Below are 15883 nucleotides of genomic sequence, written 5' to 3'. Positions count from 1 at the left end.
AATGTAAAAAGAAAATAATATATATTAATACTTTATATAGTATTAATTACTTTGTTATCATTTTTATTATACACATTCCATGTGTATTTTTCAACAATTTAAACCAAAAAAGAATATACGTGCTTCTTTTATATTTATTAATTCGCTTAATATATGTGAATCTCCTTCTATTTTTTCCATAAATATTGATTTTTTTTTAATTCTTTTGAATATTATTTATATACCAACATTTATGTATGTTCCATGACTATCAAATAAATAACATGATATTTTTTCTTCTATACTGCCATTTTCCACATACTTATCTAAGTCTATGTTGAATTTTTCAATATGATATTCTTTAAAAGAATATCTTTCTCTAAGATCAACTTTTATTTGCTTTTCTTCTTCTTTTGTAAGATTACTTCTTAAAAAGTCTGGCAACCCTCTATTTTTATAATATAGAAGATAATTAAATTTTACTATTTCATTAACTGTTTTACTATTTTCTTTTAAAACTTCTTCTGCAAAATCTAAAAACACCTTATAATATTCTATATTTCCTATATTTTTATTAAAATATCCCTTATTCTCAAAAAACATTCCCAGTTCGTAATAGAAGTCAAATGGTGTATCAAACTTTTGTTCAAAATATTTTATTATATGATCAAATTTACCTGAATTATAATATTTGTCTACCATAGCTTCTATTTTTTTCAGTTTAATCATTTCTTCGTAACTCACAAGATTTGTTTTTAATATTTCATATGGAGGGTATGGCGAATATTTCATTCCATATGCTTCAGCTTCTTCTCTCATAGAAGACCCTTTAAGAAGCTTTAGAAATCCCAGCTGTATCTCTTCAGGTCTTATACTATAAACATCATTAAAAGATCTTCTAAATGATGCATAATCTTCTCCTGGAAGACCAGCTATAAGATCAAGATGCTGCTTTATATTTTTTATAGACATAAGTTCTTCAACTTTTTCTTTTATATCACTAAAATTAACAAAACGATTTATATTTCTTAAAACATCATCATTTGTGGTCTGAACACCCACTTCAAATTGAAATCTTCCCTCTGGAGCTTTTGAAAGAAGTTCTATTTCTGAATCTTTCAAAATATCAGCTGATATTTCAAAATGAAACTGAGTATCTGTATCTGCTTCAATAAGGTATTTCCATATATCCATAGCAAATCTATGATTACAGTTAAATGTACGATCCACAAATTTTACAAGCCTTACCTTTTTGTCTATAAAATACTTAAGCTCTTTACGCACTCTATCTGTATTTAAAAAACGAACTCCATGACTTGTTGATGAAAGACAGTACTTGCAATTAAATGGACACCCTCTTGATGCCTCATAATAAACAATTTTATTGCTTAAATCTTCATCTTTTTCATATGGAAATACTATTTCATCCATATTCATTAGTGGTCTTCTTTCATTAGAAAATACTTGACCATCTTTCTTATAATGAAGTCCCCTTACCTGCTCAATTTGTTTTTCTCCTAATTTGTATAATATAAAATCCCTATATGTTTTTTCCCCTTCACCTTCAATCACATATTCTCCTATGTTTTTCTTGAGAAATGCCCTTGAATCAAAAGAAACTTCAGGACCTCCATATAATATTTCAATTCTTGAATCAACTTTCTTTATAAGATTTGAAATTCTTGAAATCATTTCAACATTCCATATATATGTAGAGAAAGCAACTATATCTGGCTTTTCTCTAATTATTTCTTCAAGAATTCTCTCTTCTCTGTCATTGATAGTAAATTCTCTTATCTTTCCTTCATAATCCAAATCATTTGTAAAACTCTTTAAATATCTTACAGCAAGATTGCTGTGTATATATTTCGAGTTAATGGCTGTAAGTAAAACTTTCATTTTCGTCTTTCTCCTCTTTTTTAGCATTTGTCCCTAATTTTTTTCCTCTTATGAAAAAAATATCTTCCCATGTTTTAGTTTCTTCTATATTGAAATATTTTTCAAGGATTTTTTTTGTCTCCTCTGCATTTGATGACGTCAATATATTTGAATTCTTAAAAGTAAATTCTTTTATATTACCTTTTGGAAGTATTATTTTTATCTTATTATTAAAAACCTTTGCTCTTTCCTTATTAATATCCCATATTAATATTTCCCCATTTTGTTTTATATATTTATATACTTTTTTTATTATTTTTTCTTTTTCTACAGATGTCCATATCTTATTAAGTTCAAAAAAAAATGTACAAGTATCATAAGCATTTTCTTTCATTTTAACATCAGTTTCTTCATCTACATAATCAAGACTGAGTTCTTCTTGAACATCTTTGGTCAGATTATATATGATGCCAAAATTTTTTTCGCCTACATCCAGCACATCTCCATTAATATTTACTTTTTCTAAATTTATTATAATTGTTTTCCCCATTTTTCTCACCCTTATTTATTATACCATTTTACCTTTATTCTCATTTTAACCCTCATCATTATTTTACCATATTATTTAACTTTTTCAAATAATTAGAATATAATTTCTCAAAAATTAATTTAATATGTATATATTACAAAATTGAAATTGCATTTAAATTGTCTCTAATTTACCTTTCTGTAAAATAAAAAGGAGATATACAAATATGTCTGACCTTAAACTTATCAACATACTAATATATCTCTTTTACCTATACATTTTCTATTACTTATTAACTTTCCCATTATTGTATTTATATATAAGTACAAATACAAGACTTCCAAGAAACATCAAAATAAATATTAATATTACTCTTGGAATATTAAACATGAAACTTCCATCTATCGAATTTAGTCTGTAAATACATCCCACTCCACTATCCAATATATAAATTGAATCATCTTTTATCTTTATTTCTTTAATAATACTATCTTCTTTCAATTTTAAAAGTCTGTTCATTATTAAATTATTGTCTAATGACGAAATTACATTTCTATCTGTATCATAATATACCATGGTATCTTTTCCTAAAACCCCATTATTTTTATCTATAGCAAGACACCTCATCGAACTTACATGGTCAAATTGATATAAAGGACCAGGTACATTTTTATTAGGGTGATTTTCGATTATTCTCGTTATAGGTTTTTCTTCATTAAAACGTGGTGATTCAATTGGATCTCCTCCGCTATAATCAGGCCATCCATACCAATTGTTTTTTTGTATTTTATATATATAATCAAAATCTCTTTTTACAGGTCTGTCTCCCTTATTTTCCATTCCCCCTACTATACATATAAGTTCGTTGTTACTGTTAATATCCCATCCTGTTATGTTTCTTATTCCACATGCATATAGCGATGTTTTATTAGAATTCAAATCTATTTCTACAACAGAACTATTAGCGATATTTCTGCACTTAATCTTCTGCCCCTTTAAACTTGAATTTCCATAAGGCATAAAAGGTCCTGTTTTCTTTTTCCCATAATTATTTCCTGTCAAAGTTATATTTATTGGTGTTAAATCATAAGGAATTTCATTTATTTTGTATTCCTCATTATTATCCGCAATTCCCGAATTTGTAGCACTTCCTATAGAAAGAAGCAATTTAGAGTCTTTTATTATCATTCTTCTATCAACATTATCACCCTTATATGGTATTTCATCCAATATTACTTTGCTCTCTCCCTTATAAATATCGTATACATATAATTTATCATCAGAAAGATAATAAATCCTGCCATCATAAAACAACATTCTATCCACATTTAATGATGAATCATTCAGAAGAATATTTTCTTTTCCATCTTCTCTCATCACACTTATTGAATCACTATAAGCAATATATGTATTTCTCTCATCATCTTTATCAAAATCCACTGCTTTCTTGCAATTCTTGCTGTCTATGCTCCATTTAATATTACTTCCTAGTATATCCACTTTATACCTGCCTGTTATATTAACCAAAATAAATGCTATAACTATAATTGTTACAGAAACAATTATAAATTTCAAAAAGTGTTTCAAAAACTTCACCCCGCTTAATATGGCACTATTAACTTAAATAAAAATACTATTCTCATAATAAAATTATATTTTTAAATATGTAAAATAGACCTCATTTAAACATTCAGATTTATGTTAATAAATATTTTAGAATTTTTCACAAGTAGAAATCATAATATTAATCAAAGGAGTGAGTTGTTTGGATAAAGACAATTTTTTTAAAAATTCATTTTTGCTTACAGTTTCTAATATAACAACAGGTATATTAGGATTTATTTTTTCCATATATCTTTCTAAAATTTTAGGACCAGAAGGCATGGGATTATATAATCTTGTTATGCCTATCTACAATTTATTTATATGTCTCATGTCAGCAGGCATAGTTGCATCAATTTCAAAAATTTCAGCAATTTATACACAAGAAGGTAAATATAACAATATAACTAAAACAATCCGTGTCATCTCCTTATTCAATGTAACATGGGCTTTATTTATAGGAATAATTGTATTCTTCTCAGCTCCATTCATAGGTAAATATGGTGTAAGCGATACAAGAACGATAAATGCTATACGGGTAATATGTCCTGCAATGGTCTGTATTGCAATATCAAATATTTTTAAGGGATATTTTTATGGAACTTCAAGAATAACAATACCAGCTATTATAGATATATTTGAAAAAGCTATGAGAATACTTACCGTAAGCCTTCTCATTTTCACAACTCAAGCAAGCACCCTTGAGGGAATGGTTACATTGGCAACAGTAGCACTATGCATTGGTGAATTTCAAAGTCTCTTTTTTCTCTATATTTATTATAGATATTCAATAAATAAAATGCCTATTTTTCAGGAAAAAGCAGAAAACAGCTGGCAGCTTTTATTTGATGTAATATGCATTTCTATACCTCTATGTGTAAATGGTTTTTTGACAAATATTATAGGAACTCTCGCTACACTTGTTGTTCCCCGACGCCTTATAGCTGCAGGATTTGATTATTCTGACGCATTAAGTATGATAGGTAAATATAATGGTATGGCAATATGCATAATAACAATTCCAATGATTGTAGTATCTACCATAAATACTCTTCTTATTCCTGATTTATCACAGACGCTGAATCAAGGCAAAGAATATGAGGCTTCCCTCAGAATAAAAAAAGTTATAAAACTTGCATTTCTCTTAGGACTTGCAACTGCAGTAATCTGCAACATAGTTCCTACAAATCTCGGTCAAATGTTTTTTGGAAGAGATGACTTAGGAAACTACATAAGATTTTCTTCTTTATCTGCTCCTGTAATATTTACATCTTTAACCATGTTTGGAATACTTAACGGTTTAAATAAACAGGGAATAATACTAAGAAATTCACTTATTGAAGCACTAACTGAACTGATATGTTTATATATATTTACGTCAATACATTCTATAAATATATTTGGATACAGCATAACTGTCTGTATTGCTTGCAGTATAAGCTTTTTACTAAATATCTATGAAGTAAATAAACATATTGATATTAATATAAATATATACAATATCATAATATATATTCTTCTGTCACTGCTTGTATTTATAATAGTATCAATACTCTCAAAACATTTTTCTGGTCATTTTCCTATTATAAATAATTTTCTTGTAATCGGAATAACTTTCTCCATTTTTGCTTATCTTGGTGGGTTTGGAGAAACAGATTAAAAATAAGCGGATATATTCCTGGCAAGCAGGAATATATCCGCCATTAATTTTATAAAAATATGAATTTAATTCTACTTCATTTTTTTTCTTAAAAATCTTGGAAGCACCCTATATATCCTTCCTGATATACTATCAAGATCTTCTTTATTTAATCCCCCAAGGACAATCATTATATATAAATATACAAAGCCGCCTAGAGATATGAGAATTAATGTTATAACTCCACTGACTAATTTGCCTCCATTTAATATTGACATAACTATTTCTGCTGGATATTTTAATGCAAAAATCACACCTGCCATTGCAAGAGATGAAATAATAGGTTTAATCATATTCCTGAAAAATCTGACTTTTACTCTCAGCATTTTATTCAATGCAAAGGTATTTAAAATCATAGGGATAAAGAACCACAAGAAATTACCCCCTACTACCCCTAAAATATTTATGCTCGGAATTCCTACTAAAATGTAATTAGCTATGACCTTTGCTACTATACCTATTATAAATGTAAATAGAACAAAATAAAGCTTATTCATACTTTGAAGTATTGTAGTCTGTATCTGAACAACTGATTGCACCACTAATACAATTGATCCTATCATCATAAGTTCAAATCCCTGACTTGTTCCATAAAGCAGTTCAAATACTTCGCTTGCAAGACATGAAAGCCCTACAGCTGCTGGAATTGTAATTATAAAGGTAACTCTGAAAGCAAATCCTGTTTTCTTTCTTACATCTTTTTTATTCTTTAATGCCATTGCAGCTGATATTGCAGGAAGTACAGTAGTTCCAAGAGCTGTAACAATTATAAGAGGTACAGATAATAATGTTTTATATCTTCCCAAAACACCATAAAGCTCTTGTGATTTCTGAAGATCAAATCCAGCATAAGCAAGCCTGCTATTAACATTAACCATATCTACAAGACTTCCAAAATTCTGAAGACCAGCTGTTAATGTTATTGGAAGACCATATCTTATAAGTTTTCTTATAATTGACTTAGTTCGTATCCTTTTTTTATGAAGTTTTTCCTGTAATTCAAAAGCTTCTTCTTCAAACTTATTTTTACCATACACATATACCATATAAAGACATGCTACGAGTGCACCAATTGAAGTACCAATAGTTCCTCCAGCACTACCATAAGCAATACTTATCTTAACAAGAAGAAACGCACATGTTAAACTTACAAGTATATTTATTACCTGCTCAACAACCTGAGAAATTGCTATTGCATTCATACTGCTCTTTCCTTGAAAAAAACCTCTATATGAAGATAAAATTGATGTAATGAATATACTTGGTGCAAGAAGAAGTATTCCATAAGAAGCTTCTGGATTTCCTATCATATCTCCTATAGGAAATGCAAATAGCATTAATAATATAGAAATAATTCCTCCAACAAGTGCTAACAACGTTCTTGATATCTTTAGAGTTCTTATTGCATCTTCATGCTTATCCAAGGCTGTAAGTTCAGCTACAACTTTTGCAATTGCAGGCTGAGTTCCAAGATTGGTTATAGCATATGCAAATAAGAACACTTCATAACAGTTTTGATATATTCCATATCCACTTAATCCAAGAATTCTTTGAAGAAGAGGAATATAAAATACCGATATAATTTTACTCGCTATTCCAGCTATTGAAAGAATTAAAAAGCCTCTATTGGCTGATTTCTCTTCCATAATTACCTCCTATCTAAATGAAACTTTAAATACATCTTGTTTTATTTTTTTGAATAATGGAGGCAACGCTACTGCTATAGTCTTGTTATCAAGATATTCAAGCTTACCTTTTATCTTTCGGAAATTCAATTTATATGCATATAAATATTGATAATTCAAACCATATTTACTTTCAAAAAATGAATTAAGTTTCTTATCTCCGTACTTATTATCTCCTATTATAGGATTTCCAACATGAGCAAGATGCGCTCTTATCTGATGACTTCTTCCTGTTATCAGATTTATTTCAAGAAAAGAATATGCTCCATTAGTCTCTACTACTTTTACATCCATTGATATTTTTTTAGAGTTCTTAACATCTTTATCATAAACTTTTGAAATATTATTTTCAGAGTCTTTAACAATGTATCCTTCATAAAGGCCAGGTTTTACTTTTCCTTTTGCAAGAGTATAATAATATTTTTTTACTTCATCATCTCTTATAGCTTCATTTATACATTTTAATCCTTCAAAAGTTTTTCCAAACATAATCATTCCAGACGTGTTTCTATCAAGCCTGTTACACGAAGCTGGTGTAAATGTAACTTCATTTTCTGGAAGATAATCTCCCTTATCATTTAAGTAACATAAAACATAATCAGTCAATGTAGCCTCTCTACCTTCATTTGTATCTGAATGTACAAGTATTCCAGGCCATTTTTCAACTATAACCAAGTTTTCATCTTCAAAACATATCTTCATACGCTTTGGATCTACTCTCATGAATTTCTGAGTCTTATCTTCTTTTTTGCTTTGTATGTACTTAATTTCTACTATGTCGCCTTCTTCTAAAAAATATTTTTCATTCTGTTTCTTTCCATTTACTCTTATATCCTTTTTTCTCAATGCTTTAAATATAGCACTTAATGGAACATCCTTTAACAATTTTCTTAAAAACTTATCAAGTCTCTGCCCAGCTTCATTTGGTCCTATTTCTATTTTCAAATATAATCACTCCTAAATTTTTTAATGCACAATAAGCAGCTTTCACAATAACTTATTGTGCATTTTCCTCTTAGCATTATCTAGTTTTTTTATGATATTGTCAATTATAATTATTTAACTAGATAATTATATGCAGCAGTTGCCTGAATTGCAACTCCTATTGGAATACAGTCTTCATCTATATTAAACAAATTGCTGTGAGCTGGTTCATCTGTATGTTTAGCTTTATTTCCTGACCCCAAGAAATAAAATGCTGCTGGTCTTTCCATTGCAAAATAAGCAAAACTTTCCACACCCATTTTAGGATCTTTCTGATCTAACACATTTTCCTTTCCTAAAACTTTTTCTGCACTTTCTAATACTAAGTCAACACAATTATCTTCATTATAAAGGCATGGATAACTTTCTTCAACTACAACTTCTGCCTTTGCTCTTGATACAGACGCTATTCCTTCTGCAATTTCAGTAAGTCTTTGTATTGCAAAAGCTCTATCTTCTTTAGTCATTGTTCTTATCATTCCACTTATTTCAGCTTCACCAGGTATTATATTTTGTGCTGTCCCAGCATGAATTGTTCCAACTGTAACTACTGCTGGGTTAACAGGAGCTATTTCTCTGCTTACAATTGTTTGAAGTGCTATAACTATGTGACTTGCTATAACCACTGGATCAACTGTAGCATGTGGTGATGCTCCATGGCCACCCTGACCTGTTATTTTAATTGTATAAGGATTAGATGCAGCATTAACTACTCCTTTTTTTATTTTTATTGTTCCACATTCTGTATTTTCGTCTACGTGAAGCCCTAATACACAGTCAACATTAGGATTATCCAATACCCCTTCTTTTATCATATGAGGTGCTCCTCCTGTTGTTTCTTCTGCTGGTTCAAATAAAAGTTTTACAGTTCCTGAAAATTCATCTTTGTGTTCATTAAGCAGTTTTCCAACACCCATTAATATTGTTGTATGTGAATCATGACCACAGGCATGCATTTTCCCTGGTTCTTTAGATTTATATTCACATGTTTTCATATCTTGAATTGGAAGAGCATCCATATCAGCTCTTAACCCTATAGTTTTATTATTGCCTTCCTTTGTTCCTTTTATAATTCCACATATACCCATTTTTGATGTTTCAATATATGGTATATTATTTTCTTTTAAAAAGTTCTTTACAATTCCTGTTGTTCTTGGAAGTTCAAAACCAAGTTCAGGATGCTCATGTAAATCTCTTCTTATATTTATTAACTGTTCTTTTATATTTTCTGCTTCTTTTTTAAAATCTATCATTGATATATTACCTCCATACTATTTTGATGTATTAGAGTTTTGACCAGAATACCTTGATAACATCTCCTTCTTTCAGCTTTGCTGTATATTGAGCATCTTCTCCATTTAAAGTAATATTAATATTACCTTTAGGTATTGTAAGATCAAAATCGATATAATCAAATACATCTACTACTACATATTCTTTTTTACCTGTCATTGTTATCTCATCATCATTAGCAATTACATTTATTGTTTTAAAATCTTCTTTATATATTTTATTACTTTCTTCTAGTTTATTTTGTTCTTCTAAAACTTTACTTTCTTCTTCAGAAGGTATTGATTCTGAAATCTCTTCTTTTTCATCTTCAGGTTGTGCTGTATCTAAAAATTCCTGAATTTCATTTCCAAAATATCTTACTATTTTTTCACCTTCTGTAACTTCATAAGAATCATCTAGAATAACATCTCTGCTCATAAGTTTGACATCTTCTTTTAATACATATTTTTTTAAATCTCTTACCTTTACTGGCAGAAATACCCTTACTTCATCTCCATTCTGAATTATATACTCAAGATCTTCAATTTCTCCATTCACAAGTATTACTGGCTCGATATTTACAATGTCATCATCTATAAACAATGATATTGAGTTTATATTTCTTATATTTTCACTCAACTTAGGTTCTGCATTCTTACCATTTTGTGCATAAACAAGTTCAATTTTATCGTTTCTATGTATCTCAGTCTCAAGAGTTGCTTCTTCCGAATTTATAAATATCTTTGCATTTGTACCATATTCTCCAAATACAATTCTCTTGCATCCATTATATGTAAATCTGACACTTTTTCCATTTCTGCTTATTAATAGTGCTGGATTTATTCCCGCCTGTAATAATACATCCATTGTAGTGTGGTTATGAGAATTAAATAGACTTATTGGTTCTCCATTAAGTTGAACATCAATAAAGTCATTTCCAAGACTTCTTAATGCAACTAAGGCTATTCCTAAAACTGTAACACCTGCTGATCCAAGTTCATTATCTGATACACATTCAGTCACAGCTTTCCTGTCTTTTATTGCAATTCTTTTAGATGGAAGATTAAGCTTTTCAGCTATAGCATCTAGTATACCTGGAGTATGTGCTCCTCCCCCTACAAGAAATACTGCACTTGGAGACTTATCTCCATTTAATTCAAGTATTTTCTTAGATATTTCTTCTGCTGTCTTATTTACAATATTCTCTATAACTTTTAATGCTTCTTCTGATGATATTGTATTTTCAAGTCCCAGTACATCCGTATATGTTATTTCTAAATTATTTTCCAAATCTCTCTTTATCTTTTCTGCTGTATTAAAGTCAACAAGATATTCCTGTACTAATGCTTCTGTCACTTCATCTCCAGCCATAGGTACCATTCCATAAGCTGAAATACTCTGATTTGAGCTTATAGCAATATCTGATGTACCAGCACCAATATCTATTAATGCAATATTTAAAAGTCTCAAGTTTTTAGGTATTGCTGCTTCCATTGCTGCAATAGGTTCTAATGTAAGGTTTACAACTTTTAAATTGACTTTATTCATCACTGAATACAACGAATCTACAACTGATCTTGGAAGAAATGTTGCAATAACTTCTGCTCCTACCTTTTCTCCCTTATGACCTATAAGATTTGATATGAGGAATCCATTTAAATAAAAACTTTTAACTGAATATCCAACACAGTAAAGTCTACCTTCAGTTGTAGAATTTATGTCCTCTTCAGCATTTTTTACAGCACTTAATTCAAGACTTCTCACAACATCCTTATCGATTTCTTCTTCTGATTCTATCTCCAATTCAGAGCTTGCATTTACTGTTCTTAAAAATCTTCCTGCTGCTGCGATTGAAACTTCATTTAATACAATTCCAGTTTCTTCTTCAATAGCAGTTTTAACCTTCTGTACAACAGATGCGACTAATGTTATGTCATGTATCTGTCCATCAACCATTGCTCTTTCTTCATGTTCCATGTATTTTTCACATACAACCTGAAATTTTTTATCTTTGATTATTCCAACTGTTCCTATTATTGACCTTGTCCCTATATCTAATGAAAAAATTATATCTTTTTGATTAAATCCTTTTAATTCCATGTTTACACAACCTTCTATTGCTATTTTCCATATTAAATCTACTTTAAATTATATAATATTCCCAAACTTCATACAATAATAAAGTATACTGCTTATATTTAAATATTTTTAATATAAGCATCTATATTAATTTCATAATCTATATAATCACACATTCTTTTTAACAAGATTATTATCAACAAGAACTTTTAAGGAAAAGCTTCTTTCAGCATTATCACTAAATCTTATCTTAGCCCTGTCACCATCAAACTCAAGAATCTCACCTTTTCCATAAGTTTTATGAATAAGTTCACTTCCAACCTTATATCCGTACGTGTCTGGTGGAAGTTTATCAAATCTACCTTCCTTTATAAATCTCGATACATCCTTAAACTGACCTTTTCTGTTTCTTGGAGAAAATAAGTATAAGTTATCTATTGCTCTTGTAATTCCAACGTAAAATAATCTCCTTTCTTCTTCAAGATTGTTTTCCTTGCTGGACGAATGAGGCATTGTATCTTCACATGCATTAATAATATACACATTTTTAAATTCCATACCTTTAACGCCATGGACAGTGCTTAAAATAACACCTTCTCTGTCTTTTTTCTTTTTACTTTCCTCAATGCTTTCCCTTACTTCTTCTATATGTGCTAAAAATTCAAAAATTGTTTTATACCCTTCTGCTGACAATTTGAATTCTTCTATTATATCTTCCAAATCCTCAAAACTCTGATTAATCCTCTTTGCATAATCCTTTAAATGTTCAATATAACCAAGATCCATAATAATATAAGATATAGCTGAAGATAATGAAATTTTATTTAAATAATTTATATCTTTTTTTAATTCATCCAGTTTTCTTTTCTGAAAAGGAGGTGTATCCTGTTTTTCTATCAATATATCAAATGGATTTTCCTCTTTTGTATAAGTTCTTACATAAGCCAGATTAGTTTTACTTACATATCTGAATGGTTTATTTATTATTTTTAAAAAGCTTTCTCTGTCATATTGATTTACTGAAAGCTTCAAATAGGCAATTATGTCTCTGCATATAAAATGTTCAAAAAAGTTATACTCTCTATCTATAAGTGTAAATGGAATTTTTCTTTTTGTAAAAACATCAATTATACTCATTGATTCCATATTAGTTCGATATAGAACAGCATTATCTTCATATGATACATTTAATTTCTTATTTTCCTGTATTATATCTGCAACTGCTTCTCCTTGATTTTTTTCATTATAAGAATTAAACCACTTTATAAGTCCATCTTCTCCTCTATTCCATTTAATTTCTTTACTATTTCTCTCCTTATTAAATCGTATAACTTCTTTAGATTTCTCTACTATATTTTTTCTGCTTCTGTAATTTATTGATAAATAGTGTTTTTTCCCATTTTTAAACATCTTATCAAAGCTCACCATATATTCTGGTTTTGAACCTCTAAATGAATAAATGCATTGATCTTCATCTCCTACAGCAAACAAAGAATTATCACTATCTGTATTTATCAATTTTAAGAAATCTATCTGCATCTCATCACAATCTTGAAATTCATCAACAAGAACATATTTAAAAAGCTTTTTATATCCTTCAAGAAGCCTTCTATCATTTTGAAGCATTTCAAGAGTTTTTATTGCAAGATCGTCAAAATCCCATTTGTTATTTTTTTCTTTATACTCTTCGTAACTATTATATGCCTCCTCAAATATCTCCTTTGAAATGGATGGCTTAAATTCTTCTAATGACTGTCTTGATGTTTTAAATAAAGAAATATTATTTATCATTTCCTTCACTTTATCATCACTGACTTCATCAAAATATTTGTTCAATATGCTGCTGACTATTTTATGTACCACTCCACTATCAACTATATCTATTTGCTTTCCACTTCTTAAAAGCATTTTATAAAACAACCCATGAAATGTTCCAAAAAAAGGAGATAAATTTGTATTAAACGTTTCTTCATATCTTTTCTTCATATTTACAGCTGCAGCTTTAGTAAAAGTTATTACAATTATGTTTTTATTTTGAACTTTTAAATCATCTACAAGATAATTTACCCTGTTTATTATTACAGTTGTTTTACCTGATCCAGGTGCTGCTACAATCAGTGCATTTTTATCACATGTTTCAACAGCTTCCATTTGATATTTATCTAAACTATACTTCACTATATACATTCCTTTCATTTTTTCACATATATTCGTCCATAAACATAAAGTATGATTAAAAGTATAGACACATTTTATGTTTTATATAAGTTAAACAATATATTTTTATATTCCCAATTCAATTATTATTAAAAACTTTTCAGATCCATATATTTATTGATTTCTAAATTAATACTATCAAAATAATAAAAATCAAAATTCATTTATCTTTCAAATTGTATTATAATCATAAATATATGTGATAATAAATAATGACACTCACATTTAAGAACTCCAATTAAATACTTGTCAAACACTAAATTATAAATTTTTTTGCACACAATCTATAAATTATATTATAATGGAAATTCTCATCAATTATATCATTAATCAGTAGTTATTTACTAAGTTTCAGATATATTGTAATGTAAAGCTTATAGTTGTACAATAAAATTATATATTTTATTTTCAAGTTATTTCTTGGCAAATATTATTTTTATGTATTATTAAAGGAGATTATTATGAATAATAAATCTAAATTCAATGTAAGAGATGACAGAAACCTTACAATGCTTGTAGACTTTTATGAATTGACTATGGGAAATGGTTATTTCAATAAAGGTCTCAAAGACAAAATTGCTTACTTCGACATGTTTTTCAGAAGAGTTCCTGATGAAGGCGGCTATTGTATAATGGCTGGTGTTGAGCAGCTTATTGAATATATGGAAAATCTAAAATTTACAGACGATGATATTACTTATTTAAAAAATAAGAATATGTTCTCTGAAGAATTCCTTGATTATTTAAGAGACTTTGAATTCTGTTGTGATGTATGGGCAGTTCCAGAAGGAAATCCAGTATTTCCAGGTGAACCTCTTGTAACTGTAAGAGGACCTGTAATTCAAGCTCAATTTCTTGAAACTATGATACTGCTAACTGTAAACCATCAGACTCTTATAGCTACAAAAGCAAACAGAATATGCAGAGCTGCTGAAGGACGTCCTGTAATGGAATTTGGTTCAAGAAGAGCTCAAGGATATGATGGAGCTATATACGGTGCAAGAGCTGCAATAATTGGCGGATGTGGTTCTACCGCTTGTACTATATCGGATAGAATGTTTAACATTCCTGCTGTAGGAACTATGGCTCACAGCTGGGTACAGTTATATGATACTGAATATGATGCATTTAAAGCATGGGCTGAAATATATCCTGATGATTGCGTATTATTGATTGATACCTATAATGTTATTAAATCTGGTATTCCTAATGCAATAAAAGTATTTGATGAAGTATTAAAACCATTAGGGAAGAGACCAAAAGGAATAAGAATTGATTCTGGTGACATTACATATCTAACAAAAAAATGCAGGCAGCTTCTTGATGAGGCAGGATATGAAGATTGCAGCATTGTAATTTCAAACTCACTTGATGAACACATAATAAAAGACGTTCTTGATCAAGGTGCATGTATAAATTCTTTTGGTGTTGGTGAAAGATTGATAACAGCAAAATCCGAACCAGTATTTGGAGGAGTTTATAAATTGGTTGCATTGGAATCTGAAAATGATATAATTCCAAAAATAAAAATCAGTGAAAATGATGAGAAAATAACCAATCCTGGATTCAAAAAAATAATAAGACTTTTTGATAAGAAAACTCATAAAGCATTAGCTGACCTTATTGCTTTAAGAAATGAAGAAATAGATGAATCTAAACCTTTAGTGTTATTTAATCCTGTACACACATGGAAAAGAAAAAAATTCACAAACTACTATATAAGAGAACTTCAAGTTCCTATATTTGAAAAAGGTAAATGTGTATATGAATCACCTTCTGTACTGGAAATAAGAGATTTTGCTAAGAATGAAACAGATAAGTTATGGACAGAAGTTTTAAGATTCGAAAATCCTCACACTTATTATGTTGATTTATCTCAGAATCTATGGTCCTTAAAGCAGTCCTTACTTCATAAATATACAGATTCTTATGAATCTTAAAAAAGAGTGGATTTGATAA

General features: G+C 28.9%; 10 protein-coding genes. 2 read left to right on the top strand and 8 right to left on the bottom strand.

The genetic code is table 11. The features are described 5' to 3' along the window. Nucleotides 1–216: 216 nt before the first annotated feature. The 3 genes from Q0F58_RS02150 to Q0F58_RS02140 all read right to left on the bottom strand — a co-directional run bounded on the left by Q0F58_RS02150 (nt 217) and on the right by Q0F58_RS02140 (nt 3973). Nucleotides 217–1878: a B12-binding domain-containing radical SAM protein gene (locus tag Q0F58_RS02150; protein ID WP_294371927.1), complete on the bottom strand. Its 1662-nt coding sequence runs from the start codon at nt 1876–1878 to the stop codon at nt 217–219. Next, nucleotides 1853–2407, bottom strand: coding sequence for a hypothetical protein (locus Q0F58_RS02145; protein ID WP_294371923.1), 555 nt, complete (start codon nt 2405–2407; stop codon nt 1853–1855). Before Q0F58_RS02145 ends, Q0F58_RS02150 begins: the two co-directional genes overlap by 26 nt. A 264-nt stretch (nt 2408–2671) precedes the next feature. Beyond that, on the bottom strand, nt 2672–3973 hold the full coding sequence (locus tag Q0F58_RS02140; protein ID WP_294371920.1) for a hypothetical protein: 1302 nt from the start codon (nt 3971–3973) through the stop codon (nt 2672–2674). Between the two features lie 178 nt (nt 3974–4151). On the opposite strand from Q0F58_RS02140, the gene spoVB reads away from it, so the two are divergent. After that, nucleotides 4152–5648, top strand: a complete 1497-nt coding sequence (gene spoVB / locus Q0F58_RS02135) for a stage V sporulation protein B (protein ID WP_294371912.1) — start codon at nt 4152–4154, stop codon at nt 5646–5648. A gap of 71 nt (nt 5649–5719) precedes the next feature. Here the strand turns inward: spoVB and Q0F58_RS02130 are convergent, their stop codons facing one another. The 5 genes from Q0F58_RS02130 to Q0F58_RS02110 form a co-directional block, all read right to left on the bottom strand. Next, entirely contained in the window at nt 5720–7333 is a 1614-nt protein-coding gene (locus tag Q0F58_RS02130) for a polysaccharide biosynthesis protein (protein ID WP_294371910.1), read from the bottom strand. Between the two features lie 9 nt (nt 7334–7342). Continuing rightward, nucleotides 7343–8317 (bottom strand): RluA family pseudouridine synthase, encoded by a 975-nt coding sequence (locus Q0F58_RS02125; protein WP_294371908.1) that lies wholly within the window; start codon nt 8315–8317, stop codon nt 7343–7345. Between the two features lie 110 nt (nt 8318–8427). Further along, on the bottom strand, nt 8428–9609 hold the full coding sequence (locus tag Q0F58_RS02120; RefSeq protein WP_294371905.1) for a M20 family metallopeptidase: 1182 nt from the start codon (nt 9607–9609) through the stop codon (nt 8428–8430). A gap of 31 nt (nt 9610–9640) precedes the next feature. Further along, nucleotides 9641–11728, bottom strand: a complete 2088-nt coding sequence (locus Q0F58_RS02115) for a cell division protein FtsA (RefSeq protein ID WP_294371902.1) — start codon at nt 11726–11728, stop codon at nt 9641–9643. 147 nt (nt 11729–11875) lie between these two features. Then, nucleotides 11876–13885, bottom strand: coding sequence for an ATP-dependent helicase (locus Q0F58_RS02110; RefSeq protein WP_294371899.1), 2010 nt, complete (start codon nt 13883–13885; stop codon nt 11876–11878). Between the two features lie 500 nt (nt 13886–14385). Here Q0F58_RS02110 and Q0F58_RS02105 point away from each other — a divergent pair, with 500 nt between their 5' ends. Then, on the top strand, nt 14386–15864 hold the full coding sequence (locus Q0F58_RS02105; protein ID WP_294371896.1) for a nicotinate phosphoribosyltransferase: 1479 nt from the start codon (nt 14386–14388) through the stop codon (nt 15862–15864). Nucleotides 15865–15883: the final 19 nt, after the last annotated feature.

It is taken from the genome of uncultured Clostridium sp., from assembly GCF_934754915.1.
Classification (GTDB): domain Bacteria; phylum Bacillota; class Clostridia; order Clostridiales; family Clostridiaceae; genus Clostridium.
The sequence above is the reverse complement of the archived record's forward strand: the minus strand, read 5'-3'. Positions and strand labels throughout refer to the sequence as shown.

Coding starts and splice junctions, on each gene's coding strand:
- Q0F58_RS02145 (WP_294371923.1), bottom strand. CDS start 2,407: ATGGGGAAAACAATTATAATAAATTTAGAAAAAGTAAATATTAATGGA.
- Q0F58_RS02150 (WP_294371927.1), bottom strand. CDS start 1,878: ATGAAAGTTTTACTTACAGCCATTAACTCGAAATATATACACAGCAAT.
- Q0F58_RS02130 (WP_294371910.1), bottom strand. CDS start 7,333: ATGGAAGAGAAATCAGCCAATAGAGGCTTTTTAATTCTTTCAATAGCT.
- Q0F58_RS02120 (WP_294371905.1), bottom strand. CDS start 9,609: ATGATAGATTTTAAAAAAGAAGCAGAAAATATAAAAGAACAGTTAATA.
- Q0F58_RS02115 (WP_294371902.1), bottom strand. CDS start 11,728: ATGGAATTAAAAGGATTTAATCAAAAAGATATAATTTTTTCATTAGAT.
- Q0F58_RS02105 (WP_294371896.1), top strand. CDS start 14,386: ATGAATAATAAATCTAAATTCAATGTAAGAGATGACAGAAACCTTACA.